The 25,711-nt window shown below is 52.5% G+C and carries 19 protein-coding genes and 1 other RNA gene; 14 read left to right on the top strand and 6 right to left on the bottom strand.

What is annotated here, in order from left to right:
- Nucleotides 1-4 precede the first annotated feature (4 nt).
- Nucleotides 5-1,816, top strand: coding sequence for a DEAD/DEAH box helicase (locus R0135_RS16555; RefSeq protein ID WP_407348011.1), 1,812 nt, complete (start codon nt 5-7; stop codon nt 1,814-1,816).
- Between the two features lie 43 nt (nt 1,817-1,859).
- Here the strand turns inward: R0135_RS16555 and R0135_RS16560 are convergent, their stop codons facing one another.
- Together R0135_RS16560 and R0135_RS16565 are read right to left on the bottom strand one after the other, a co-directional pair.
- Complete coding sequence (locus R0135_RS16560) at nt 1,860-2,750, bottom strand: SDR family NAD(P)-dependent oxidoreductase (protein WP_407348012.1); 891 nt, start codon at nt 2,748-2,750, stop codon at nt 1,860-1,862.
- Nucleotides 2,751-2,856: 106 nt separating this feature from the next.
- Nucleotides 2,857-3,609: a class I SAM-dependent methyltransferase gene (locus R0135_RS16565; RefSeq protein ID WP_407348013.1), complete on the bottom strand. Its 753-nt coding sequence runs from the start codon at nt 3,607-3,609 to the stop codon at nt 2,857-2,859.
- A 386-nt stretch (nt 3,610-3,995) separates the two neighbouring features.
- On the opposite strand from R0135_RS16565, the gene R0135_RS16570 reads away from it, so the two are divergent.
- The 8 genes from R0135_RS16570 (at nt 3,996) to R0135_RS16605 (ending at nt 16,065) form a co-directional block, all read left to right on the top strand.
- Nucleotides 3,996-5,252: an NHLP bacteriocin system secretion protein gene (locus tag R0135_RS16570; protein WP_407348014.1), complete on the top strand. Its 1,257-nt coding sequence runs from the start codon at nt 3,996-3,998 to the stop codon at nt 5,250-5,252.
- 71 nt (nt 5,253-5,323) lie between these two features.
- Nucleotides 5,324-7,435, top strand: coding sequence for an NHLP family bacteriocin export ABC transporter peptidase/permease/ATPase subunit (locus R0135_RS16575; RefSeq protein WP_407348015.1), 2,112 nt, complete (start codon nt 5,324-5,326; stop codon nt 7,433-7,435).
- Between the two features lie 2 nt (nt 7,436-7,437).
- Nucleotides 7,438-10,116 (top strand): NHLP bacteriocin export ABC transporter permease/ATPase subunit, encoded by a 2,679-nt coding sequence (locus R0135_RS16580; RefSeq protein WP_407348016.1) that lies wholly within the window; start codon nt 7,438-7,440, stop codon nt 10,114-10,116.
- Between the two features lie 204 nt (nt 10,117-10,320).
- On the top strand, nt 10,321-10,614 hold the full coding sequence (locus R0135_RS16585) for an NHLP leader peptide family RiPP precursor (RefSeq protein ID WP_407348017.1): 294 nt from the start codon (nt 10,321-10,323) through the stop codon (nt 10,612-10,614).
- A gap of 385 nt (nt 10,615-10,999) precedes the next feature.
- Nucleotides 11,000-11,293: an NHLP leader peptide family RiPP precursor gene (locus tag R0135_RS16590; protein ID WP_407348018.1), complete on the top strand. Its 294-nt coding sequence runs from the start codon at nt 11,000-11,002 to the stop codon at nt 11,291-11,293.
- Nucleotides 11,294-11,545: 252 nt separating this feature from the next.
- On the top strand, nt 11,546-12,253 hold the full coding sequence (locus R0135_RS16595) for a phosphoadenosine phosphosulfate reductase family protein (RefSeq protein ID WP_407348019.1): 708 nt from the start codon (nt 11,546-11,548) through the stop codon (nt 12,251-12,253).
- A 127-nt stretch (nt 12,254-12,380) separates the two neighbouring features.
- Nucleotides 12,381-14,636 carry a TOMM precursor leader peptide-binding protein gene (locus R0135_RS16600; protein WP_407348020.1) on the top strand — a complete coding sequence of 752 codons (2,256 nt, stop codon included), beginning with the start codon at nt 12,381-12,383 and terminating at the stop codon, nt 14,634-14,636.
- A gap of 13 nt (nt 14,637-14,649) precedes the next feature.
- Nucleotides 14,650-16,065: a SagB family peptide dehydrogenase gene (locus tag R0135_RS16605; RefSeq protein WP_407348021.1), complete on the top strand. Its 1,416-nt coding sequence runs from the start codon at nt 14,650-14,652 to the stop codon at nt 16,063-16,065.
- 162 nt (nt 16,066-16,227) lie between these two features.
- On the opposite strand, the gene ssrA is transcribed toward R0135_RS16605, so the two are convergent.
- Nucleotides 16,228-16,618: a transfer-messenger RNA gene (gene ssrA, locus R0135_RS16610) on the bottom strand.
- 131 nt (nt 16,619-16,749) lie between these two features.
- Here ssrA and R0135_RS16615 point away from each other — a divergent pair.
- Both R0135_RS16615 and R0135_RS16620 read left to right on the top strand, forming a co-directional pair.
- On the top strand, nt 16,750-17,157 hold the full coding sequence (locus R0135_RS16615) for a DUF1761 domain-containing protein (protein WP_407348022.1): 408 nt from the start codon (nt 16,750-16,752) through the stop codon (nt 17,155-17,157).
- A gap of 174 nt (nt 17,158-17,331) precedes the next feature.
- Nucleotides 17,332-19,971 (top strand): PKD domain-containing protein, encoded by a 2,640-nt coding sequence (locus tag R0135_RS16620; protein ID WP_407348023.1) that lies wholly within the window; start codon nt 17,332-17,334, stop codon nt 19,969-19,971.
- 73 nt (nt 19,972-20,044) lie between these two features.
- On the opposite strand, the gene R0135_RS16625 is transcribed toward R0135_RS16620, so the two are convergent.
- Nucleotides 20,045-20,584: a DUF924 family protein gene (locus tag R0135_RS16625; protein WP_407348024.1), complete on the bottom strand. Its 540-nt coding sequence runs from the start codon at nt 20,582-20,584 to the stop codon at nt 20,045-20,047.
- Nucleotides 20,585-20,614: 30 nt separating this feature from the next.
- On the bottom strand, nt 20,615-21,388 hold the full coding sequence (locus tag R0135_RS16630) for a ferredoxin--NADP reductase (protein WP_407348025.1): 774 nt from the start codon (nt 21,386-21,388) through the stop codon (nt 20,615-20,617).
- A 217-nt stretch (nt 21,389-21,605) separates the two neighbouring features.
- Between R0135_RS16630 and R0135_RS16635 the strand changes: the two genes are divergently transcribed.
- The 3 genes from R0135_RS16635 (at nt 21,606) to R0135_RS16645 (ending at nt 25,102) form a co-directional block, all read left to right on the top strand.
- Nucleotides 21,606-23,387, top strand: coding sequence for an amidohydrolase family protein (locus tag R0135_RS16635; protein ID WP_407348026.1), 1,782 nt, complete (start codon nt 21,606-21,608; stop codon nt 23,385-23,387).
- A gap of 79 nt (nt 23,388-23,466) precedes the next feature.
- Entirely contained in the window at nt 23,467-24,270 is an 804-nt protein-coding gene (locus tag R0135_RS16640) for a transporter substrate-binding domain-containing protein (RefSeq protein ID WP_407348027.1), read from the top strand.
- A gap of 64 nt (nt 24,271-24,334) precedes the next feature.
- Nucleotides 24,335-25,102, top strand: coding sequence for a sulfite exporter TauE/SafE family protein (locus tag R0135_RS16645; RefSeq protein ID WP_407348028.1), 768 nt, complete (start codon nt 24,335-24,337; stop codon nt 25,100-25,102).
- A 26-nt stretch (nt 25,103-25,128) separates the two neighbouring features.
- On the opposite strand, the gene smpB is transcribed toward R0135_RS16645, so the two are convergent.
- Nucleotides 25,129-25,611: an SsrA-binding protein SmpB gene (smpB, locus tag R0135_RS16650; RefSeq protein ID WP_407348029.1), complete on the bottom strand. Its 483-nt coding sequence runs from the start codon at nt 25,609-25,611 to the stop codon at nt 25,129-25,131.
- Nucleotides 25,612-25,711 lie beyond the last annotated feature (100 nt).

Genomic DNA, 25,711 nt, shown 5'->3' on the forward strand with positions numbered 1-25,711 from the left:
TTTAATGACCACCCCAACGACCCCCGGCAGCTTTGATGAGCTGCAACTACCTGCATTTTTAATGAAAGCACTTAGCGATGTGGGCTATGAGACGCCTTCGGCTATCCAGACGATGACAATACCACCTTTGCTGGAAGGCAAAGACCTGGTGGGTCAGGCCCAAACCGGTACCGGTAAAACGGCCGCTTTTGCATTGCCAATTTTGGCTCGCCTGAATCCCAAGTTGAGTAAGCCTCAGGCATTGGTATTGGCCCCTACGCGGGAGCTGGCCATTCAGGTAGCTGAGGCCTTTCAAAAGTATGCGCGACACAGCAAGGGCTTTAAGGTGCTGCCGATTTACGGAGGTTCTGATTACCGTACACAGCTGCGCCAGCTGGAGCGTGGGGTACACGTTATTGTGGGCACTCCTGGACGCGTGATGGACCACATGCGTCGCGGCTCTTTGGATCTGTCAGCGCTCACAACTTTGGTGCTTGATGAAGCCGACGAAATGTTGCGCATGGGCTTTATTGACGACGTGGAGTGGATCCTCGAGAAAACGCCACCGGAGCGTCAGATTGCCTTGTTTTCGGCGACCATGCCGGATGCGATACGTCGCATAGCCAAGCAGCATTTGAACAAGCCTGAAGAAATTACCATCAAACTTAAGACCGTCACCAACGCGTCTATTCGTCAGCGTGTTTGGATGATGGGCGGCATGCACAAACTGGATGCGCTTACTCGAATTCTCGAGACCGAAGACACCGACGGTGTAATTATTTTTGTGCGCACGCGAATAGCCACTCAGGAGCTTGCGGATAAGCTTTCTGCTCGGGGATATGCCACGGCAGCTCTGAATGGTGACATCGCGCAGAATCAACGGGAAAAGACCGTCGAGAACCTCAAGAAGGGCCGGCTCGATATTTTGATTGCCACCGACGTGGCGGCTCGAGGTCTGGATGTAGAGCGCATCAGCCACGTGATTAACTACGACATTCCCAACGATCCCGAGGCTTATGTTCACCGGATTGGGCGGACCGGTCGTGCGGGTCGCACCGGCGAGGCGATTCTTTTTGCAGCTAATCGCGAACGTCGTTTGCTGCGGACCATCGAGCGGGTGACCGGGCAAAAGATCGAGTCCATGGAGTTGCCCACCTCGGAGCAGGTAAGCGATAAGCGCGCGTCACGCTTTAAGGCCCGTATTACCGAGACGCTCGATACCCGGGACATGGGTGCGGCTAGGGAGCTCGTGGAGTCCTATCAGCAGGAGTTTGGCGTGCCGATTATTGAGATTGCGGCAGCGCTAGTAGTGATGAATGAGGGAGCCGCTCCAGCTATTCCGGCAGCCGAGCCCGCCAGGCCATCGAGAGAACGGCCTGCTCGAGCTGAGCGCTCTCCCGGTAGAGACCGCGATCAAGACCGTGAACGCAAGCCGAAACGCCCTAAAGACGCTGCGCCTCGGGATGCGGATGTGGGTATGGACCGTTACCGCATCGAAGTTGGCCGCCAGCACGGCGTTAAGCCGGGCAATATCGTAGGTGCGATCGCCAACGAGGCGGAGGTGGACGCTGAGTACATTGGCCGCATTCAGATTGAAGAAGATCATAGCTTTGTGGACCTGCCTGATGGCATGCCTAAGGAAATCTTCAAGCATCTGAAGTCGGTGTGGGTCAGTGGTCAGAAGCTGCAGATCTCGCGTGCCACGGATAATGCGGCTAAGCCAGCCAAGCGCGGCGGAGCTGCGGGTGGGCCTGTAAAAAGTGATGCCGGGGCCAAGAAAGACCTCGGCACCAAGAAAAAGGGGCCGCGAAAGCGCAAGGCCCCACCGTTAAGTTGACGGGTCTGTAGGACCCCGTTAACGTTTGTCTCGCGGTTGCCCGTCAGTCGACTTTGAAGCCCCAGATTCGGTCATTCAGCACATCACCCAATAAGGGGCTTTGCGCTGATCGCTCGAAGGCGTCGGATACGTTGCCACTGCGCTGATCCACAACGGGTTTGTAGTTGGGGTGAGTAAATATGTATAGCTCACCCTGCTCCAGAGCTTCGATGACCCGTGCACTTAAAAGATCCGCATCGATCCCATTGGCGACCGCTTTTGATGAGGCTTTAGCGACCTCAAATACATCGGCAGTGGGCTTAACGTCAGTTGCGTAACGTGGTTGACGATTCCGGTAAGACTCATGAATGCGCGTTTTCACGAAGGCCGGTGCCAAAACCGAAACATGCACATTGCTGCCCTGCAATTCTTGAGACCAGGATTCGGTAAGCGCGACCACGGCAGCCTTGGTGGCAGTATAGGCGCCGGCCATTGGCACGCCGCCCATTCCGGCCATAGACGCCACGTTGATTAGCCAGCTTTGCTCGCCATGGCTTTTCATGTGCGGCACAAAGACGTTGGCCCCATACACAACACCCATGAGGTTGACGTCTATGCACCAGCGCCAGCCGGCATCATCCAGTGTCTCTATAGCGCCGACGCCGCCACTGACGCCCGCATTGTTAATGAGCATGTGAACGTTACCGAAGCGAGCTTGGGCCTCGGCTGCGGTTCTGTCCCAATCCTCTTTGAGGGCGACGTCCATATCTACGGCCAGCACTGCAATGCTGTGATCCTCCAGGCTTGATTTCGCAGACGCCAGAGCCTCGGTCTCAATATCGGCGATGACAATATTCATTCCCAGCTTGCCCAAGGTGCGGGCAAGGCTTAAGCCAATACCTTCTGCGCCTCCGGTGATGACTGCGGTTTTGCCGTTCAAGTCTTCTTTATTCATTTTTCACCTGGTTATGTGAGTATTGCATGGAGCGCTAGCGCGCGTTCTGAATCCTAGGACTGAGCTCTTGTAGGATCATCTGTTGAAACGATACTGATATTCGACGCTAAGGCTTGGTGAAGACCAAGACAAAGCGATCAGTTTTTCCTCGGACAGACTCATCGAATACGGTAAGACTGTAGTCATCCTCTGGATTGCGTAGTACTTCGGACTCTTGCTCCAGCCGAAGGCCGTGTTTTTGTATGTCGGCTTTTGCAAACTCAATGTCAATGCGGTGCAAGTCCTGAGCGTCCCGATTACCGGAGCCAGGCGCCGCGTAATGATCCACAACCAGAAAGCGCCCACCTGACTTTAGAGCCTTTGAAATCTGTCCAAGGAAATCATCAGCATCTATGGGGTTCCAGCCGTTGGCTGTGTCGACATGGTATAGGTCGTGATATGACAGAATGATTACAGCTGCGTCCAGTGTTTCAATCCCCAGTTCCAGATTATCTGCCTCGCGCAAATGGAGTTTCATGGGGCCCGGCTTTGAAGCCTCCAAACGCGGAGTCAGCTGTTTTTCGGAGAACTGCTGATAAGCCAGGTTATTGACCACCAGTACTTCGCCGCTGTCGCCCACCAGATGAGAGAACAGTTCGCTGTAATAGCCGCCGCCAGCCCAAATATCAGCAACTCTGTCGCCCGGTGCGAGATTGAGTAACGGCAAGATTAAATCCGGGCGACTGCGAGCGTCTCTTAAAACGTCAGTGTCGAGGCGCTTGTCCGATGGGAGAGCGTCACTCAAAGAATCGCTAGCAAGGCTGGAAGCTGCGAATACAGATGAACTTAATAAGGCTAATGTAAGAGCGAGTTTTTGCATGAGCTGCCTCCTTGAGCGGAGTTTGCTAGCACTTGGCGTGCGGGTATCGAGTCAAGTATGCCTGTGAATACGAGTATCGGACACGGTAGCAGGAAGAAACTTTCACCGGATTTGCGGTCAGCGCTGAGCATTGGAACTCGCCGGGCCGGAGCAATGCCCGCAGATCATTAAGTCATCGCGCTCGCACAGGCACAACCTGAATATCCTCTTCTTTTGCCCCAATCATCTACAAGGCGATGCCTAGACCTATCACGTCTCTCAATAGCTTGGTGGGCGCACTTGGCTTTTGCAGACCCGGATAAATAATTAGAGGGTCTAGTTCTCGCTTGCTCTCTGATCTCCTCTATACTCAATGTCCCTGTTTACAACCTCAAAGGATAGCTTTAGTGCCTCAGGAAATTTTTGCTAAGTCAGCACTTGATAAGCTTTCTTCTCCTGAACAATTGGATCAGCTCATCAGAATCACGCCACCCCGGTCTTGGGTATCGCTTGCGGCCTTAGGATTAGTGCTGTTGGCGATTGTTTTGTGGGGGGTCTTCGGTGCCGTATCTAAAAGCGTGTTAGGCCAAGGCATTATCACCAGAGCAGGCGGCATCAGTAAAGTGGTGTCAAACGGGTCAGGTGTTATCGGTTTTTCCAAGCAACTTCGCGTTGGAGATCTGGTACGTGAGGGACAAATCCTTGCTGTGATCGATCAGCCTATTTTGAAGCGTCAAATAGCTTTGGCTGAAGAGCATCTTAGAGATATGCGAGTCAATCTTGATGAAGTTAAGGCGCTTCAATTAACGGGCATTAACGAAGAGGTAGCTGCGTTCAATACGGATCTTGAATTGGAGTATCAAGCGATTGCTGCCAAACAGGAGCAGCTGCAGTCTCTCGAACGCATTTATGAAAGTCAAAAGCAGAGTCTTGTTAATGGCTATATATCAAGACAAGAGCATGAGAATACAAAGCAATCTATTTTGTCCGCTCGCCTCGATATCCTTAGAGCAAGAGAGTTGGCCAATAGAGCGAGGGTTGACAAAGACAGACAAATGAGTTCGATGACCTCACAGTTGCAGGTGACTGAGCAGCAAGTTAAGCAGGCCGAGTTTCAACTGAAGGAGCTCGAGGATAAGTTAGGGCATGCCAGCAATGTTGTCAGCACCGTCGAAGGACGCATCGTTGAAATATTAGCCAGTAACGGAGATGCGGTTCAGGCGGGGGAATCATTGGTTTCGATTGCCCGCGACGACGACAACCTGGTAGCGATTATTTACTTACCTCATACAAGCCTGGCCAAGCGCGTGGCCGTGGGTAGCACCGCCCAGATTTCCCCGGTGGCCTACAACAAAGCACGTTTTGGCTATTTGAAAGGCAAGGTGACATACGTCTCCCCCTATCCGATCAGCGAGGCGAGTATGCTGCATGTGCTCGGCAGTGAAGATTTGGCGGGCGATATTGCGAGGCAGGGCGCACCGGTAGAAGTAAGAATTGAATTGTTAACAGATAGTGAAACGACTAGCGGATATCGGTGGTCGTCTGAAATGGGTAGTCAAATCGAACTGACTGCGGGCTCTTGGTGTTTTGGAAGTATCCAGGTAGAAGAAAATCGCCCTATCAGTATGGTTTTCCCTTTGCTCAAATCAGCTGCCGGCATATAGGCGCTTAACTAGTGAAGGATGCAGCCGGCTCACGGCGCCCTACTAGAGTAAAAACGCCTACGGTGATACAGATGGAGGCGCTCGAATGTGGAGCGGCTTCCTTATCAATTATCCTCGGGTTTTATGGGCGATTCGTGCCGCTAGAGGAGCTTCGAGTTGCTTGTGGGGTTTCGCGTGACGGAAGTAAGGCCAGCAATATAGTAAAGGCGGCGCGCACCTACGGACTTGTCGCGAGTGGCAAGCGCCTAAGCATTCAAGAGGTCGAACGCCTCAAACTTCCCTTTGTCGTTTTCTGGAATTTCAATCACTTTCTCGTGGTGGAAGGTTTTGCAGGCGACACCGTCTTTTTGAGTGATCCGGCCTCCGGTAAAAGAAAGGTCTCTAGGGCCGAGTTCAAGGACTCTTACACTGGCGTGACTTTGGTTTTCGAGCCCGGCGAAGAGTTTGAAAAATCTCCGCCGCCGCCGGGGATGCTTGAGTCGCTCTTGCCACGCTTGAAGGGCTCTAAGGGGCCTTTTATCTTTGTCATTTTGGCGAGCTTAGCGCTAGTGATTCCGGGATTGGTGATCCCGGTTTTTTCGCAGATTTTTGTCGACGACTACCTGGTTGGTGGCATGGATGGTTGGATTAAGCCTTTGTTGTTAGGTGTTCTATTAGCGGCCGTCCTAAGAATCACGCTTACTTGGCTCCAGCAATCTCAGCTACTGCGTCTGGGGGCGAAGCTGTCGATGTCGACTACTGGGGCTTTTCTTTGGCATGTATTACGTTTGCCCGTCAATTTCTTCAGCCAGCGTTATGCGTCTGACATCAGTCAGCGTGTTCCTGCGAATGATCGCGTTGCTGATTTGGTTGGCGGACAATTAGCTACCAGTCTAGTCAACATCGTAGCCGTGATTTTTTACGTCTTTATGATGCTTCAATACGATTGGGTTCTAACCCTAGTTGGGATTCTGATCACCTGTATAAACCTGCTCACGCTTAAGTATCTAGGGCAGGTGCGGAAAGACGGGAACTTGAGACTTTTGCAAGATACCGGGAAGTTAATGGCTACCACAATGAACGGAATTCAGACTATTGAAACCATAAAGTCGACAGGTGCTGAGAACGATTTTTTTGCACGTTGGTTAGGCTACAAAGCAAAAGTACTCAATAGTCAGCAAGATCTTGAGCTGTACACACGACTTTTATCGATCCTTCCTACATTCCTTAATACTTTAGCGAACGTTGCTATTCTTGGTTTTGGCGGCATGCGCGTTATTGACGGTGATCTGTCGGTGGGGATGTTGGTTGCGTTTCAGAGCTTGATGATGAGCTTTACCCAGCCGATCACCGAATTGATGGGGCTTGCTGGCAAGATGCAGGAGGCGGAGGGGGATCTGCGGCGACTTGATGATGTGCTTAATTATCCTCTGGATAAGCAATTCCAAAAGCCACCTGCGGCCGATAGTGAGAAACGCAGTATAGAGGGTAATCTTGAGCTAAAAAATATAGTTTTTGGGTACAGCCGACTAGAGCCACCTCTGATCGAAGATTTATCTCTTTGTCTAAAGCCTGGGCAGCGCATCGCGTTGGTTGGCGGTTCTGGCAGCGGCAAGTCGACCATTTCCAAGTTAGTGATGGGTCTGCAGCAGCCTTGGTCCGGGACAGTACTACTAGATCATGTGAAGAGAGAGGATATCCCGCCTATCGTTATCAATCTTTGTTTGGCGGGTGTTGATCAGGATATTTTCTTGTTTGAGGGCACCGTAAGAGAAAACTTGTCTATGTGGGATAAAACAATCCCCGAATCTGACTTGGTTCAGGCAGCACGGGATGCGTGTATTCATGATGACATCGTAAATCGAGTTGGTGGTTACGACAGCCTCATCCAAGAAGGGGGGCAAAATTTCAGCGGAGGTCAACGTCAGCGTATAGAAATTGCGCGGGCGCTAAGCAGCAACCCTCAGATACTGGTAATGGACGAAGCCACCGCTGCCTTAGATCCGTTGACTGAAAAAATAATTGACAACAACTTGCGACGCCGCGGGTGCAGTTGCTTGATTGTTGCCCACCGGCTTTCAACGATCCGTGATTGTGACGAAATAATTCTTCTTGAAAAAGGGCGTGTGCTCGAACGGGGAACCCACGATGAGCTTCTTGCCCTTGGTGGCGCCTATCAGAAGCTCATTCAGGAAACGGGATAAGCATGCGAGACTCTGAACCTATATTGTTCGAGAGCACCGAACCATGGTTGTTGAATGGAAGTAGCTCATTGTGGCATGTAAGCAGTGGCGCGGTGGATCTGTTTGCCGTTGCCCTGGAAGCAGGGAAGCCCGTTGGTTCACGTAGCCATTTGTATCGTATAGAAGCTAATCAATGTTTTGCAGGGCTTGCAGCCACCAGCTGCGACATCCCTGTCGGAGTCTTGGCTGTCGCAGTGCCGGACACACAGTACGAGGAACACCGGGACGCGGTTCAGCAAGTAGACGGTGTACGCCGTGAACACTTGCTCAGTTGTTTTCAGACGTGGTTTTTGGTGCTCGACCGTATCCTGCCGCGCAGCACTCTAGAGACGGTACATGTCCCGCGCCCGCCAGAGTTCGGCCAGGTCGATGCGATGAGCATGTCGGCGATTTTGGATCATTATCATGCCCTGTTGCTTGAGTATTTGCCGAAACGTTTAAAGGCAAAGAAACTTGAAAGAGCAGCGCGACTATCACGTAAGCAGGAGCGAGAAGACCAGACGTTCACCTCCGGACTCAGAGATCTAGCGTCAGTACTCGGCAGTGCTCAGGCATCTTACTCTGTGGCAGGAGCCGAGAAAGAGGGCGTCCTGCTGGAGGTCTGCCAACTCGTGTTGGATGCGAGTGGGATTAAAGCGCATTTGTCTTCAGGCACCGAAACGGGAGCTGATGGTGGGCTGGTGGAGCAATTTGCTCGCCAGGCCGGCGCGACCGTTCGTCGAGTTCAGTTGACGCAGGACACGTGGTGGCGAACAGACACCGGCCCTTTACTAGCTTTTGAGGGGGAGAGTGGGCGTCCCCTAGCGATTCTGCCTGACAACACGGGGCATGGCCTTTGGGTAGTTGATATCGTCATAGGAAGCCGGCGGCGCTTGAGTTCTCGCCTTGCCTCAACCTTGGGTAAAGACGCTTTTATGTTTTTCAGGAGCTTCCCAGAACGCGCGATTGGGCTGAGAGACCTAGTTTTCTTTGGTATGCGTGGAACCGGAAAAGATTTTGAGCGTTTACTGGCGGTTGGTGCTTTTGGTGGCTTGTTGGGTGTGTTTACACCCTACGCAACTGGACGTCTCGTTGAACGTATCATTCCCGGTGCGCTCACCGGAGAGTTGGTGCAGATGGTGGTGTTGTTGTTGGTTGCTGCCATTGGAATCAGTGCCTTTGAGATTACAAAATCTATAGCTTTTCTCCGCATTGATAGCCGGGCCGACTTGGCGACGCAGTCGGCGATAATCCATCGATTGCTCCACCTTCCGGCAGCTTTTTTTAGGGGGTATTCCGCCGGTGATTTGGCTCAACGGGTCTTTGGTATATCTGGAATACTGCAGACGATAAGCAACACTTTCCAGACGGCGTTTATCAGCTGGGTGTTTGGCCTATTTAGCTATGCATACTTGTTCTACATTGACTGGCGTCTCGCTTTGATGGCGACTCTGCTTGTTGTCGTGAGCCTACTCTTCACTTTGGCGATCAATCTCTGGCGTCTCTCTAGAGAGAGACAACTGATAGAGCTCGAGGGGCGACTGTCCAGCCTTGTTTTTCAGCTGCTTGGGGGGATCGCAAAGTTGCGGGCAGCCGGTGGTGAGAAAAGTGCATTTGCACTTTGGGCCAAGAGCTTCTCCGAGCAGTCGCGTTTGAGCTTCAGTATTGGATGGGCGCAAAATCTACTTACCTCATTCAATGCAGGCTATGTGGTTATTAACTCGCTGGTGCTATTTGCGGCGATCGCCTATTTAATACCGCAAATGGATGCTGGTAGCTTCGTGGCTTTTAATACTGCATTCGTACAGTTCTTTGCAGCAACTTTAGCCATGATTGGCGCTGTAACGGGTTCGTTAAACATCATACCCATGTACGAGCGGTCGTTACCTGTATTAACAACCGCCCCTGAAACAGACATTGGAAAGTCTCCCCCAGGTGTCTTAAGCGGAGAAATTGATATCAGCCGCATTAGTTTTTCTTACGATGTAGAAGGCCCAAAAACTATCGATGACGTATCTATACGCATTAAGGCAGGAGAGTTTGTTGCTTTTGTAGGTCCGTCCGGTTCAGGTAAGTCCACGTTGTTTCGGTTGCTTCTGGGATTCGAAACCCCCGAGACAGGAGCGATCTATTACGACGGTAAAGATTTGGCGGACCTCGACTGCAGGGGGGTGCGGCGCCAACTGGGAGTGGTTTTGCAAAATGGCCAACTGATGTTCGGCGACATCTTTACAAACATAGTGGGGTCTTCTCCGCTAACGGTTGAGGATGCATGGGAGGCGGCCCGCATGGCGGGATTTGATGAAGATATTCGCGATATGCCTATGGGTATGCATACGATGATATCGGAGGGTGCTGGGACCATCTCGGGAGGCCAGAAGCAGCGGCTGATGATCGCGCGCGCTGTCGTAAAAAAGCCTAAAATACTGCTGTTTGATGAAGCGACCAGCGCTCTCGATAACCACACTCAGGCGATCGTCTCAAAAAGTATCCTAGAACTGAATGCTACTCGCGTCGTGGTTGCTCATCGCTTGTCAACTATCGTCAACGCAGACAGAATTTTTGTTGTTAAGGCGGGGCGTATTGTTGAAGCCGGGAGCTATGACGAATTGATGCAGCTGCGCTGTCATTTCTATGATTTGGCCGAACGGCAACTTTGCTAACAAATGCTTAAAAGCTACGGAATGACCCCAGCAAGCGCGCTACGACTCACCTGCTGTCCAGCGTAAACGCCCAGATTATGTACAGAGGCTTCTTGCACATTTCCATTAAGGTATCTAAACGGCGAACGCAACTTTTGCAGTTTTTTTTCGAGGTGTTTCTAATCAGGTCTGATTTATCGGACTCAAAATCCAAGAGGAGATGTAATGAGTCAAGAACAAGCAAGCGAGTTGTTTGGTCGAGTCGTCGCAAAATGTTGGGCGGACGATGAATATAAGCAAAAGTTCATCGATGATCCGGCTGCCGTATTGAAAGCCGAAGGTGTGGAAGTTCCAGATGGTGTCTCTTTTCGTGTAGTGGAGGACAGCGAGCAGTTGCATACTATCGTGCTGCCAGCCAAGCCAACTGGCCTGTCTGATGATGATCTGGACAATGTCGCAGGGGGGCTTTCTTACGTGCCTTTCGAGCCAGGGCCGGTCATTGTCTCAAACCTAGGGTGACTAGGTCGTTCCTGAACTGGCTTCCTCAGACTCTTTAAAATGCATCCTGGGTGGGGCTTTCCAGTTGGCTGAACCTGGCGCTATGACGAATTGATGCATCTGTGTGGTCATTACTATGGTTTGGCTGAACGCTAGCGTTACTAACAAAGGTGTTGAGGTTGGGGAACTGTCCCTCTCCCGAACCCCGGCTCGAATTTGCACGATCACTTAGTTACCGTAGAGACCGCACGTAGGGATAGTGTTTGGTGGCTACTTATGCCACATTGTCTGTGCTGCATTGTGTTTCAAATGTTCTGGCCGGCGACCTCAACTTTTGCGGTCGTTTATGTCGAGTTGGTTAATTATCAGGTCCGAGGTATCGGACGTAAATTCTAAAGGAAATGTTATGAGTCAAGAACAAGCAAACGAGTTGTTTAGTCAAGTCGTCGCAAAATGTTGGGCGGACGACGATTATAAGCAAAAGCTCATTAATGATCCGGCTGCCGTGTTGAAAGCCGAAGGTGTGGAAATGCCAGAAGGTGTTTCCCTTCGTGTAGTGGAGGATAGCGAACAGCTGCATACTATCGTGCTGCCTGCCAAGCCAACTAGTCTGTCCGATGATGATCTGGACAATGTTGCAGGTGGCCTTTGCTGCTTGCCACTCGGTATTGCTATGACCGGAGCAGCGCTCATCTTCTAACCAAGACGACCGCACCCATGCGTGAAGTTCAGCGAGCGCATGGGTACTCACGTTCTCGATAAATTTTGTGACAAATTCTTTTTAAGTGTCCCCCAGGGTCTGCAATTCTCGTCCTTCTCTCGAACAGAAAATTTTGACTACCATGACGTTGAATGCGTGGGTTTTTGTGCTAACCAAGCGCTGGGCTTCTAAAGGGTTGCAAGTGAGTTTTAAGTGTAGGTCGTAATTTTTGCTTAAACAGAAGGTTTTTTGATGGTTACTGCGCTGCAATTTTCCGGGGGCAAAGACTCGCTGGCATGCTTGCACCTGTTTGAAAGCGAATGGGATGACATTTACGTCGTTTGGGTCAATACGGGAGCAGCTTATCCCGATGTCATTGAATACATGGAAGAGTGGCGGCAGGTGCTTCCTAATTTTGTGGAAGTTAAGACAGATCAGCCCGGCAATATCGCGAAGTACGGGTGGCCAGCCGATGTGGTTCCTATTAACAGCACCTCGATAGGGCGTAAGCTGATGTCGGGTGATGGGCCAGTAATCCAGGACTACCTAAGCTGTTGCGGCAGAAATATCTGGGCCCCGATGCAATCGGCTATGAAAGATCTGGGTGCTACCAGAATAATACGAGGGCAGCGCGCTGATGACTCGCATAAGGGCCCACTGAAGTCTGGGCAGCTTGTAGATGGCGTGGAATACGTCTATCCACTAGAGAACTGGTCGGAGCAAGATGTTTTTGACTATCTTCGATCGGTCGATGCACAGATACCTTCCTATTACGCCAAGGGTGAAGTGACAGGTCGAGATTGCTGGGACTGCACCGCGTACCTCGAGGAGAATGTTAACAGAATACAGGGCTTGCCTGATGAGAAGAGGGTTGAAATGGAACGCCGTATCAGTCTGATTGATAGTGCTATCAGTAGCGAGTGGCACGGTCGCTCGATAATTGCTCGATCCGCTCCATGACAGCGGGCAGTAGTCGGCCGGTGGGCGTTGAACAGCACTTGGTTGGGCCTGTATCTCTGACATGTGAAGCTGTAAATTTTTCGAGCGGCGGCTCGCTTATTGAACATGACTTTGTAACTTTCTTCTTTTGATCCGAATTCCTGCGTTCAAAGCTAATCTGCATCTGGAAGTGATTCCCGGTGATGGGGTCGTGGTGCTGTCTGAGTCTACTGCCAGTGCACTGCAGGGCGATGCTTATGAGAATCTTGTTCCACTGATCGATGGTGTTCGTAGCACCGAAGTTATTGTCGCTTGCTTGGCCGGCACGTTAGATCCGGCAACGGCTTATTACGCCTTGAGTCGCATGGAGGCCCGAGGCTTGTTAGTCGAAGCGACGCCCGAGATTTCGCCGCCGATTGCAGCTTTCTGGCAGGGGATCGGATTGGATTCCGGCGCGGTTTTGAGTGCGCTCAAAGAAAAATGCGTGACTGTCAAGAGCGTTTCAGCCATCGGGCTTAATGAGCTGGAGGTGGCGCTCGACTCGATGGGAGTGCGAGTGACTGCCGAGGAACATGCCGATCTAACGGTGGTGCTTACGGACGATTATCAGTCTTCCGAGTTGACCCAGATTAACGCCGATGCCGTGAATTCGGGGCGCTCATGGATGTTGTTGCGATTGGTTGGGCCTGAACTGTGGCTGGGGCCGGTGTTTGAGGCGGGCGAAGATGGCTGTTGGTTGTGTTTGCGCAGGCGTCTTGCTCGAAATCGTGTGGTCCATAGTTTTGTAGCCGCAAGGAATGGCTTGGAGAACCCTCCACTTACCGCCTTGGGGTCTCTTCCTTCCACATTGTTAGCGGGTAGTCACATAGCCGCAATGGCGGTAGCTAAGTTTCTGTGTGGTGCCGGCAGTGGACTTAAAGGTGTGATACAAAGTTTGGACTGGTCGGAAAACACCTTTGAAACCCATTTGTTACTGCCCCACCCGAACTGTCCGACTTGTGGTGTTCCACAGGTCGCGAAAACACCCGAGGTGATTCTTTCCGAGGGAAAGGCTTGTTTTTTGGGTGATGGCGGTCATCGGAGTGTGACCCCAGAGGTAACCCTTTCGACTTATCAACATCTGGTGAGCCCAATCGTCGGCGTCGTAACTGAGCTGTCAGCGATGAGCGAAGTTGGCGGTATATTTCAGGTATACAAGGGTGGGTATAACCCGGCGATAAGTATGACGACCCTTGATCATCTAAAGTTGGGTTTACGTAACGCATGCTGCGGGAAGGGAGTGTCTGTGACCCAAGCCAAGGTTAGCGCATTGTGTGAGTCGATTGAACGTTACTCGTCAGAACGACAGGGTACTGAACAGATTTCTACATTTAGCTACGCTCAGATGCTCGATTATCACGGTGCCGATGTTATCCATCCTAACGAGATTATGCGCTTTAGCGACGCGCAATTAGCCAAGCAGCACGAGCTGAATGCTGTGCGATCTAAATACAACGTCGTACCTGAAATTCTTCCTGCGAACGAGCCTATTGATTGGACGCCAATGTGGTCTCTAAGCCATGGGAGACCTAAGTATCTCCCCACGCAGCTCCTTTATTACGCAAGCCCCGCCTCTTCAACTTGCGATCGAGTTTTTAGCCTAGGATGTTCGAATGGCTGCGCTTCAGGAAACACGATGGAAGAGGCTATCTTGCACGGGTTTTTCGAGCTTGTTGAACGCGATGCCGTTGCAATCTGGTGGTACAACCGATTGCAAAAGCAAGGTGTGGATTTAGCAGGGTTTTGCGAACCCTGGATTCTCGAGTTGACCGAGTTATATGCTCAACAATTCGATCGCGATTGTTGGGCATTGGATTTGACAAGTGACCTTGGAATTCCGGTGTTTGTAGCTGTTTCACGAGCCCGGAATGCTGAGCAAGAGCAGCTGTTGTTTGGGTTTGGCTGTCATTTGGACGCGCGTATCGCTCTCCAGCGGGCCTATGCCGAAATGAACCAGATGCTTGGTACTGCCTACCCTGGTGGGGGCAAAGATCCATCACTTGAAGATCCGGAGACGCTTGAGTGGCTGACCAGTGCAACTATCAAGGAGCAGTCCTATATGGCGCCGGATACTGGTCAGGAGCTCAAGCAATTTTCAGACTACGCGATAACGCATAGCGGCGATTTTTTGCGTGACATTGAATACTGCCGTTCGTTGATAGAAGCAAGAGGTATGGAGTTACTTGTTCTCAATCAGACGCGCTCTGACATACAGATGCCTGTCGTCAAAGTTGTGGTGCCTGGACTGCGCCATTTTTGGGCACGTTTCGGAGCTGGTCGACTCTACGAGGTGCCGGCGGAGATGGGATGGCTGGAGCAAGCGTTAAGTGAAGACGAGTTGAATCCGATTTCAATGTTTATGTAGCGTCAGAGTCACTATGTATAGCTACCAACTTAAGTTGCGATCAGGCGTCGAGTTGGAGGATGACGGCGATGTGCTCCTCATCGCCTCCCGCGATGGGCGCCGTTTGCGAATACACGATTCGGGTGCCGGCCTTAACGCGATCCTTACACACTTGGTTGATGGAGGCTACGCGGCCGCGCAATTGGTAGAAATTGCACGGATTGCTGAGCCCGACGCCAATGCGATGTCATTCCATTACTTGCTCGCTAGACTCAACCAGAGGGGTTTTCTAAGCTATACCTTGCTAGAGGGTAGCCGCAAATTAGCTTTGCTGGAGCCTACATCTCCGCAGTTCAGTTTTCAGGATCAAGAATGTACCGGAGCGCTGCGTTTTTCGCGTTTCGGCTATATCAGGCGGGAAGGCAGCGCAATGATCGTGGAGTGCCCCCTGGGGCATGCGCGCATCACATTGCTCGATCCTCTGTTATGCGCTTTACCAGCTCTTCTTGCGAAGCCTCAGAGTATTGATGAGATTGCTCTACTCCTGCCATCCTTTTACTCTGAGTCCGTGAGAGAGGCTGTAGTTTTGTTAATGAATGCTGGAGCGGTTTTTCGTACTGATGTAAGCGACCGTGTGTTCGAAGATCAGGATCAGTCTCTTAGGCTATGGGAGTTTCATGATTTACTTTTTCATGTCAGGAGTCGATCAGGTCGTCATGAGTACCCGCTAGGTCCCACATTTCGCCTCAAGGACACTTTGCCTCATCCTCCGATGCAAGCGGCCATTGCTTCGCGTAAACGTATTCAGCTAGCGGGTCCGATGCCAAGCGTTTCCAGTCCTGACTTTTTTGCCGTGCTGGAGTCGCGTCGTTCCAGGCGGTCGCGCGGCGAGAAGCCCTTAAGCTTAGAGCAGTTAGGGGCTTTCTTATGGCATACGGCTCGGACCCAGGCGGATGTTCCCAGCGAAGTAGAGTGTCCGGAGAGCTACGGATATCAGCTTCGGCCTTATCCAAGTGGTGGTGCGATTCATGAACTTGAAATCTACCTGACGGTTAGTGGTTGTATTGGACTGGAGCAGGGTCTGTATCACTATGACCCCGTGGCCCATGAGCTTGGGTACTTAGCGGACATGGGTGAGAGTCAGATGTCCCTAGTACGAGATGCAATGGCTGCGTCAGGAACGCAGGTGCCGCCTGATGTATTGATAACGTTAGCGGCACGCTTTGGGCGTAATGCATGGAAATACGAGGGCCTGAGCTACTCGTTGATTCAAAAAAATGTCGGCTGCTTATATCAGCAAATGTATTTGGTCGGTACGGCGTTGGGGTTGTCGCCGTGTGCCCTTGGTCTGGGGAATTCGGAGCACTTCTGTTCCGCGGCAGGCACAAGTAGGTATGAGGAGAGCTCCGTTGGAGAGTTTATGCTTTCTGGGGCAGATTCATTGAGATAAGCATCTTGGGTGTAGTTTTTGGGCTGATTTAAGTGATCTACCAGCCCCCCCGGAGCTGGTCGGTATGTCAGGCGTATAAGCAAATCTGGGGAACTGTAGTTAGCCATTCGCGGATTTTAGCCAAAAAAAGGACCGGCCCTTATGGACCAGTCCTTTGTAATTTGGTGGAGGCGGCGGGAGTTGAACCCGCGTCCGCCAGCACTCTGCCATTGGCTCTACATGCTTAGATCCCGTTGATTAATCTAGCCGCACACAGCCCAACGGGCAGGACGTGATTGGCGATCTCCGTAAATTTTTAGCAGCGCGGCCCGGAGCCTGCTTTGCTGCGATCCAGTTCTATATGACAGTCAGTAACGCGGGGCTGGAACCTTGCTAGAGACCGCTAGGGCCGAAGCCACTAGATGAAGTATTGATGACTGCTTACGCAGCCAGCGCTACCTCGTAGTTGTCGTCATTGGCAACTAATAGTTTGCAGCTTTGGATTTACGTGATTGGCTACCATCACGGCATGCACCGCAGGTTTTGTTACCGTCGTCGAATCCGTAACGCCCCCAAGTGTCCTCCAAGTTTAGCACAAATGGGGATTTCTACTGAATTTACCTACGACTTCTAATTTGACAGCCGCCGATGTCTGACCAATTCTCCCAAAGATAAGGCAATAATAATTTGCATAGGGAGCGTGTCATGGATGCAGTGTCAATTAACTGGATGGCAGTGGTCACCGCCGCTGTGGCGGGCTTTGTGGTGGGGGGCTTGTGGTACTCACCCCTCCTGTTTGGAAGGGTCTGGATGGACGCTGCGGGAATCACTGAAGAGCAGATCGCCGGCGGCAACAAAGCCAAGATCTTCGGTTTGTCCCTGATCTTTTTGCTAATCATGAGTTACTGCCTGGCGATGTTTTTGGGCGCTGGAGACATCACACTTCAAAGCGGTGCTTTGTATGGATTTCTCACCGGTTTTGGCTGGATTTTTTTTGCTTTTGGGGTTGTGGGGCTGTTTGAGCTCCGATCGTGGCCCTATATTTTCGTTAATGGCGGTTACTGGATTATCACTATGACCTTGATGGGCGCAATTATGGGCGCGTGGAAATAGCCTAAATTAACAGTGTTTTTAGTCATTTTTTGTTTCAGTTGTTTGGTCAGGCAACGACTTTTCTTTTTGCTCGTCACTGACGAAGCCTGAACAAATGAGTTGACACCTCTGGCTGAATGGGGCCACTCTGATTGCATCCATTCACGTACCGTACGTCGTTAGGAGGATGCGGTAATGACAATTTTTAACTCCCCCAGGGGGCGCTTGCGCGCGCTTGCCCTTGTCTGTTCGTCTTTGATTTATACCTCGGTGTCTGCGGCACCGCCGGTAGATAAGTTTCCCGATATTGAACTTCCCGATGTGGTCAGTGGCCAGGCTGCTGTGGGCGCCCTTGGCGCCAAATTGCCCCCGGTGGCTGCTTTTTACGGTATGAGTACCAGTGAATTTGCGCGTCACCTGCGTGATGATCGTACCCTGTGGATTGATCGCAGTGGGCGCGCTTTTTATATTGAACCCGAGCCGGCAGACAGTTTTGCTACGGACATACTCGAGGAGGCAAGCTATCCGCTTTCTGAGACGTTTTTACTCGAGAGCAAGCCTACCGCGCCGCGCACGGTGTATCTGGATTTTGATGGGCATGTCACTTCGGGCACCGCTTGGAATGGCGGCGGTGGCGATATCACGTCACCGGCCTATGACCGCAATGGCGATCCGAGTTTTTTTACCAATAGCGAGCTGACCGAGATTCAGGCCATTTGGCGCTTGGTGGCCGAGGATTTCGCGCCCTTTAACGTCAACGTAACCACCCGGGATCCGGGGCCTGCGGCGATCAGTCGGGATGGCAGTGGTGATGGCGTGTTCGGTACCCGCGTCGTGTTTACCGTAGACAATTTTGATGGCTGTGGCTGTGGCGGATTTGCGTATCTACGGGCCTTCGACGACACCTCGGATTTTTATAAGCCCGCATTTGTTTTCAATCGCGGCGTGAAAGGCGCTGGCGAGGCGGCCACGCATGAGGCAGGCCATAATCTGGGCCTAAACCATGATGGAATCAGTGGCGGCGCGGCCTATTACGGTGGGCATGGCAGTGGTAGCACAGGCTGGGCTGCGATCATGGGGGTGGGGTATAACCGTTCCCTGGTGCAGTGGAGCAGCGGTGAATACAACAACGCCAACAATCTTGAAGATGATCTTGCGCGCATGCAGGTTTATGGCGCGCCGCTGGTTGAGGACGATCACGGCGACAGTATCGGTGGGGCGTCAGCCCTTGAAAGCAGTCGTGATGGAACACAGGTCAGTCTTGCTGCTCGGGGGGTTGTTCATACTCGGGATGACCTGGATGTCTTCAGTCTGATTGCCGGAGCAGGACCCTTGAATCTCTCCCTTACGCCTGCTCCTTCGGCACCTAATTTGGACATCGAAGCCAGGTTGCTGGATGCGTCGGGCAATGAGCTTGCGCGGAGTAATCCAGAGAGCGCTCTTGATGCCGCGATCTCAGTGAATGTTGCTGCTGGAGAGTACTTTCTGGTGGTCGATGGCGTGGGTAAAGGTGACCCTCTGGGCACCGGCTACACGGATTACGCAAGTCTTGGTAATTACTCTATCGCTGGCTTTGCTGCAGACCCGGGCGGAATCATGCCGCCCATAGCGGTGGCTACGGCCCCTAATTACACCGCCAGCATTGCACCTTTGAGTGTGGATTTTGATGCCAGTGGATCCAGTGATGCGGTCTTCTGGGACTGGGACTTTGGTGATGGTGGTACTGATAGTGTTGTAGCACCGAGGCATATTTACACCGCTCCCGGAGTTTATGCGGTGACACTTACGGTCACTAACGAGTCGGGACTGACCGACAGCACTGGTCTTGAAATAACGGTAAATAACCAGCCCCCGGTTGCCGTGGCGTCTGCCAATACGCTCAGTGCCGCCGCAGGAGACACGATCGTCTTTGACGGAAGTGCGTCCTATGACGTTGATAGCAGCGGCCGTATTGTTGACTGGGACTGGCGCTTTGGTGATGGAAGCATCGCCAGCGGAACTTCTGTTTCCCATAGCTACGGCAGCGGTGGGCAGTATACGGCTGAGTTGACGGTCACTGACGACCTGGGCGATTCCAGTGTTAGCAGTATCGTTTTGGATATCAGCGGTCCGGCCTTTGTGGAGCAGCTGTCTACGGGCGAGCAATTCGTCGCAGGTACAGTGAACGGTGATTATCGTGATACTTATCTTAATGATGGCATTGAGCAGGCAGTGGTCGAGAGAACCTCGGGAGGACGCAAAAACTCCCGATACAGTTATTTGGAACATCGCTGGAACTTTGCGGTTTTGGGCGGTGACAGTGTCCGGCTCTCGCTTACCGGCAGGCACCAGTCTGCCAGTGATGGCGATACCTTGCGTTTCTTCTATACCGTTGGTGGTGGTCCCGAAGTCCCTCTGGCTATAGCCCTTGGCAGTTCACGGTCGACGTATAACGTTGATTTACCTGCCGTGAGCGGCCAGGCGCAGCTGATCGTGCGCGACAGCAATCGCGTCTCAGGTAATCTGGATTTAGACAGGCTGTTTATTGATGCTCTACTGATCGTCACGGAGAACGGCGATGCGGGTGATGGAGGCGATCCACCGCCGCCACCACCTCCGCCACCCCAAGACACTGCTTTGTCTGCCAATGCATACAAGCGAAAAGGTGTACAAACGGTTGATCTTAGCTGGACGGGGATAACTGCGGGTTCCCTGGATCGCAACGGTGTAGTGATTCAGAGCTTTACTGGCCAGAGTGGTTACACAGACACGCTGGGCAAGGGGGGAGGCAGTTACACGTACACCCTGTACGACGAGGCCGGAAACCTCAAAGACAGTGTCTCGGTTAACTTTTAAAGTTTAGCTTTCACGGTAGGAGTGAGCGCCCGGGTACGCCCGGGCTTTTTTTGTGCGCTGCTGTGTTTTTAGACTAAAAGCCCGTGGTGCTTTTTAAGTATTCGAGTTCTTCACTGGTGCTGTGACGACCAAGTACTGCATTGCGAGACGGGTATCGACCAAAGCGCTGGATAACATCGCGATGGGCTTTTTCATAACGTAGCGCCTCGGTATTACCCAAGGTTTCAAAAATCTGCATCCCTTGCTCGTGCACAGCCAGAGATTCACTGTGCATGTAAGGCATGTAAGTAAAGTACCGCTGATCGTCATTCATACCTTGATCGTCGCCACTGGCGACGGCCTCCTGCGCAAGTGCCAGAGCCATGCCATCCTGGGCATAGGACCGGGCGTCCTCGCGAAAGATGTTTCGTGAAAATTGGTCCAGCACAATGATTTCGGCGCATCGTCCTTCGGGGGTTTTACGCCACTCCCAGCATTCCCCTTTACTGGCAGCGACTAAGGTAGGCAAAAATTGCTCTTTGCATACGGCGTCAAAGGCTTCTGACTTTTTGAACCAGCGTCTGGGGCCGGCCTCTTCAAACCAAAACTGGAGGATGTCAGTTGCGTTTTTCACAACGCCAGTGTACCTAAATACTGTCTACGTTCAGCCCACGAACGCGCGTTCAATGACGTAGTCTCCTGCGACCCCCTGGCTTGGCGAGACATTGAAGCCTCGCGCATCAAGCAGCGACGAAATATCGTTCAACATTGCGATGCTGCCGCAAATCATTGCACGGTCTTGCACGGGATCAATCTGTGGAAGTCCAAGATCCGCTTCGAGCTTGCTGCTCCCTAGTAAGTCTGTGATACGACCGTTATTACGAAAAGGTTCGCGGGTTACCGTGGGGTAGTACAGAAGCTTTTCACGCACTTCCTCGCCCAGATATTCGTGCTGTGGGAGCTCTTCGGTCAGGTAGTTGTAATAGGCCAGATCGCTTACCTGACGCACTCCATGTACCAGCACGATTTTTTCGTAGCGTGCGTAGGCGTCGGGATCGCGAATAATCGACATAAAGGGCGCTAAGCCGGTGCCTGTGGAAAACAGGTACAGGTATCGCCCCGGATGCAGGTCGGTGAGCACCAACGATCCCACAGGTTTCTTGCCCAGAAGCACCTCGTCGCCCACAGCGATGTGTTGAAGACGAGAGGTGAGTAGACCGTCAGCTACTTTGATGCTGAGAAACTCCAGCTCCTCTTCGTAGTTGGCACTGGCGATACTGTAGGCCCTTAATGCTGGTTTACCTTCAACTTCCAGTCCCACCATAGTGAAATGTCCGTTTTCAAACCTGAACTCGGGTGCGCGCTCCGTCTTAAAGCTGAACAAACGATCGTTCCAGTGCTTCACTTCGGTGACTTTGGCGGGTGCTACGGCGGCCATGCTGGGGTCCTCGGTATTGGTACGAGCTGTGTATACGTAAGAAGCGGCGAATTCTGATCACCTTGATGGCCCCCTGCAAGAGATTGCGGGCATCAATCAAGAACGGTTTTTCCTATCCTTATTCTCTTAGGGTGTTGCAGCTCGCTGTGGACAGCGCATAAAGCGCTGCCTAGACTTCGGATGCACAAGAATCAAATAACAACTGAAAGGCCCAAGTATGGAATACGACCTTAAAATCACCGGTGGTCTCGTTTATGACGGTGAAGGCGGTGAGCCCCGTCAAACCAATGTCGCCGTGCGTAACGGGACCATCGTTGCCATCGGCGAGTGCGCCGGTAACGCGCGTGACACCCTGGATGCCAGCGGACACATCGTGACTCCCGGTTTCATTGACCTGCATACCCACTACGACGGGCAGGTCTCCTGGGATGCAGGGATGCAGCCCAGCGTTAACCATGGGGTCAGTACCGTAGTCATGGGCAGTTGCGGCGTGGGGTTTGCGCCGGTGCGCGAGGCGGATCGAGAGAAGCTTATTCGACTTATGGAGGGTGTTGAGGATATCCCGGGTATCGCCTTGGCAGAAGGACTTACCTGGGACTGGGAGACTCTTCCCGAGTACATGGATGCATTGGATGCTAAGCCACATAGTATCGATTTTGCCGTGCAGGTTACCCATGACCCGCTGCGCGTATATGTTATGGGTGATCGCGCAGTGTGCAACGAGCCTGCGACCGAGACCGATATAGCCGCTATGCGTCGTATTACTCGCGAGGCACTGGAGGCGGGTGCTATCGGTTTTTCTACGGGTCGATCAGATGTGCACCGTAGCGCCGACGGCGACTGGACGCCGTCCTCAGAAGCTACTGCCGAGGAGCTTGCAGGAATTGCGAGCGCGTTTGCCGGCCTCTCTCATGGGACTTTGCAGGCGGTGAATGATTTTGACCTCGAGCGCGAAGGTGATGCCTTTGACGAGGAGTTCGATATCCTCGAGATTATGGCCAAAGCCGGGGAGGGGAGACCATTCTCGCTCTCTTTGATGCAGCGTGATTTTGCTCCGGATCAGTGGCGACGCATTATCGAGCGCGCCGAACAAGCCGAGGCAAAGGGCGTCAAAATGCGTCTGCAGACCGCGCCCCGGGGTATCGGGGTTATTACGGGGCTGCAATGTACCTTCCATCCTTTTATTGGGTTTCCCAGCTACAAGGCGATCTGTGACTTGCCTTTGCATGAGCGTGTGACGCGCATGCAAGATCCAGCATTTAAAGCGCAGATACTGACCGAGAAGTCGGAAACCTTGGCCGGAGATGGCACGCCAGTGCCGCCTATCGTAGATGCGCTCATGGCCGCAATCGACTACGTAGCGAGCAAAACGTTCTTGCTGGGCGACAATCCGGAATATGAGCAGAGCGCCGAGACCTCCGTGCTACACATGGCGCAGGAGAAGGGGGTGTCCTCCCTGGAAATGATCTACGACCTGCTGCTGGAAGACGCTGGGCAGGCTTTGCTGTATTTCCCGATCTACAACTACACCAACATGAATTTCGATAATGTGTTCGAAATGATGCAGCACCCGCAGTCCATCATGGGTCTTTCTGATGGTGGGGCACACGTAGGTACCATTTGCGATTCAAGCTTTCCGAGCTATTTATTGACCTACTGGGCTCGAGATCGAGATCGAGGAGGGCGCATTGAGCTTGCCGAAGCTATTCGTCGATTGACTTCGGATATTGCAGATTACTGTGGGATGAGCGATCGCGGCAGACTCAAAGTAGGCCTCAAAGCCAATATCAACGTGATCAACTTCGAGAAGCTAAGACTCTTTGCCCCCCGTATGGTACAAGACCTGCCTGCGGGCGGTCAGCGACTGCTTCAGGACGCTGCTGGTTATCGCGCTGTCATCGTAGATGGCGAGACGGTCTTAGAGAACGATCAGCTTACGGGCAAGAATCCAGGCCGTTTGTATCGAGCCGGGCAGCAGGCCTTAGAGTCAGCCGCCTGAGCGCAAACTGCTATTCATACAGCAAGAATTGAATCACGCCGGAAAACCCGGCACATCACTGACACCATGGGAGTCAACTATGTTTAGACCCGTTCAAATTATGGCCGGCGGATTTCTGGCGCTGAGTCTGCTGCTTGCGCCCTGGGCCCAGGCCGGCGATACGCTGAATCGCGTTGTAGACAAGAAAGTTCTCGTAGTAGGAATGTCCGGGGATCAGCCACCCATGAACATGAAGAATCGTCAGGGTGAGCTCATGGGGTTTGACGTGGATTTGGCTAAGGCGCTGGCTAATGCCATGCACGCTGACCTAAAACTCAGTCCGATGCCTTTTGGTGACTTGACCAAAGCGTTGGAAGCCGGAGAGATCGATATCATAGTGTCCGGCATGGCCATTACGGCGGAGCGCTCCAGAAGTGCTTCTTTTGTCGGTCCTTATCTGCTCAGCGGTAAGTCGATTCTTGCGACACGTTCAGCGATCGAGCAAATTGCATCGGGTGGCATTGCCGCAACGGACGTGAAGCTAGCGGCCCTAAAAGGCTCTACCAGCGCAAGTTTCGTGCTCGAAGCGGCTCCGAATGCGACGCTGGTTGAGGTGGCTAACTACAAAGAAGCTATCGACATGGTTACCAGCGGCGCGGTTGCCGGCATGGTAGCGGATGCCCCGGTTTGCAAACTGGAGGTGCTTCGAAACCCCGATGCAGGCCTTGTAACCCTCGATAAACCCCTCACCGTTGAGCCCTTTGGTGTGGCGGTGTCTTCAGAGGATCCCGAGTTTTTGAACTTGGTGCGCAATTATCTGCGGGCTTACGAAGGCACCGGCCTACTCGCCAAGCTTCGTCAAAAGTGGCTGGAGAACAGCTCCTGGGTCGCGGCGCTGCCGTAACTACTATTTTTGGACACGACGCCTCGGCCGCTTTTCGGCCGGGGCGTTTTTATTTGGACGTAGCATGATTGAGGCAATTGCCCAGACATTCGCAGAGATCGGTGTGTACCAGATGCAGGCGATATGGGCGGCACTGTTGTTTGCCTCGCTGCTTCGTGCATTCACCGGCTTTGGTTTTGCACTGGCTGCAATGCCGGTTCTGGCATTGTTTGTCGCCCCCACCGAGGCGGTGGTGATTACCGCCGGGCTGACCCTGGGTACGAGTCTATTATCGGTACACCGCTTCTGGCCGGACGCGCCAAAACGGCCGCTGTGGCCGATTTTATTGTTCTCGATAGCCGGTACTGCTGTCGGTGCGCAACTTCTGGAGCAAATCTCGGTGGAGCAGTTTCAGTTGTGGATTGGTCTTGGGGTGATAGGAGCCTGCGCAGTGTTGACGTTTTATCACCCGTCGCCGCGTGCGCCCAAACGAGGTGTGCCTATCATTACAGGCTTGGTGTCGGGTCTTATGAATGGTGCATTTGCCATACCGGGTCCTCCGGTCATTGTCTTTGCCATGGCTACCCAGGGCGAGGCTCGCCATAGCAGAGCAATGCTCTTGACGTATTTCATGCTCGCAGCGGCTATCGCATTGTGCGTGTTCGCATTATCGGGGTATTTGACGTTTCGAAGCTTGTGGATGTTTGTACTTGGAATGCCTGCCATGTTGATTGGCGATCGTCTGGGGCACGCGCTATTTGCGCGCTTTGGTACGCTGCTTTATCGACGCATAGCCCTTGGCGTGCTCTACGCTGTAGGTATCAGCATTACTCTAAAGGCCTTACTGGCCTAGGCATTAGCGGCTCACAGAGACTTAGATTACTGTTTTACCGCGTCGCGCATAATGCGCTGCTTTTGCACGCCCCATTCGCGGTCTTTTTGTGTCGCACGCTTATCATGGGCTTGCTTACCCTGTGCAAGGGCGATATCGGCTTTGACCAGATGGCCCTTCCAGTACAGCTTTGTACAGACACAGGTCTGACCTTTGGCGCTCACAGCGGCAAGAATCCTGGCCAGCTCTCGTCGGTTCAACAAAAGCTTACGCGTGCGGGTGGGATCCGGAACATAGTGAGTCGACGCAGTCGCAAGAGGGGTGATCTGCGTGCCCAGAAGGAACGCCTCGCCATCTTTCATCAGTACGTAGGAATCCGTTAGCTGCGCTTTTCCTGCACGCAGGGCTTTGACTTCCCAGCCTGTGAGGACGACCCCCGCCTCAAAGCTCTCCAACAAGTGATAGTCGAAGCGCGCCCGTTTGTTTTGGACGATAGTAGTATCAGTTGTTTTGGCTTTTTTCTTTCCCATGCGGTGTATTGTACAGGCAGTCTTGCCCAGCTGAACGCTCAATATACTTTGCAACCGCCTCAGGCTGGGGCAAGCTGTCAGTTGAATCAGTCCATCGGAT

The organism is Congregibacter variabilis, assembly GCF_045689235.1.
Taxonomy (GTDB): domain Bacteria; phylum Pseudomonadota; class Gammaproteobacteria; order Pseudomonadales; family Halieaceae; genus Congregibacter; species Congregibacter variabilis.

Bases quoted from the DNA above. Each gene is read 5' to 3' on its own strand.
- R0135_RS16595 (WP_407348019.1), top strand. From the start codon at position 11,546: ATGGTTACTGCGCTGCAATTTTCCGGGGGCAAAGACTCGCTGGCATGC.
- R0135_RS16565 (WP_407348013.1), bottom strand. From the start codon at position 3,609: ATGCAAAAACTCGCTCTTACATTAGCCTTATTAAGTTCATCTGTATTC.
- R0135_RS16640 (WP_407348027.1), top strand. From the start codon at position 23,467: ATGTTTAGACCCGTTCAAATTATGGCCGGCGGATTTCTGGCGCTGAGT.
- R0135_RS16555 (WP_407348011.1), top strand. From the start codon at position 5: ATGACCACCCCAACGACCCCCGGCAGCTTTGATGAGCTGCAACTACCT.
- smpB (WP_407348029.1), bottom strand. From the start codon at position 25,611: ATGGGAAAGAAAAAAGCCAAAACAACTGATACTACTATCGTCCAAAAC.
- R0135_RS16585 (WP_407348017.1), top strand. From the start codon at position 10,321: ATGAGTCAAGAACAAGCAAGCGAGTTGTTTGGTCGAGTCGTCGCAAAA.
- R0135_RS16605 (WP_407348021.1), top strand. From the start codon at position 14,650: ATGTATAGCTACCAACTTAAGTTGCGATCAGGCGTCGAGTTGGAGGAT.
- R0135_RS16645 (WP_407348028.1), top strand. From the start codon at position 24,335: ATGATTGAGGCAATTGCCCAGACATTCGCAGAGATCGGTGTGTACCAG.
- R0135_RS16580 (WP_407348016.1), top strand. From the start codon at position 7,438: ATGCGAGACTCTGAACCTATATTGTTCGAGAGCACCGAACCATGGTTG.
- R0135_RS16590 (WP_407348018.1), top strand. From the start codon at position 11,000: ATGAGTCAAGAACAAGCAAACGAGTTGTTTAGTCAAGTCGTCGCAAAA.
- R0135_RS16620 (WP_407348023.1), top strand. From the start codon at position 17,332: ATGACAATTTTTAACTCCCCCAGGGGGCGCTTGCGCGCGCTTGCCCTT.
- R0135_RS16630 (WP_407348025.1), bottom strand. From the start codon at position 21,388: ATGGCCGCCGTAGCACCCGCCAAAGTCACCGAAGTGAAGCACTGGAAC.
- R0135_RS16560 (WP_407348012.1), bottom strand. From the start codon at position 2,750: ATGAATAAAGAAGACTTGAACGGCAAAACCGCAGTCATCACCGGAGGC.
- R0135_RS16635 (WP_407348026.1), top strand. From the start codon at position 21,606: ATGGAATACGACCTTAAAATCACCGGTGGTCTCGTTTATGACGGTGAA.
- R0135_RS16575 (WP_407348015.1), top strand. From the start codon at position 5,324: ATGGAGGCGCTCGAATGTGGAGCGGCTTCCTTATCAATTATCCTCGGG.
- R0135_RS16615 (WP_407348022.1), top strand. From the start codon at position 16,750: ATGGATGCAGTGTCAATTAACTGGATGGCAGTGGTCACCGCCGCTGTG.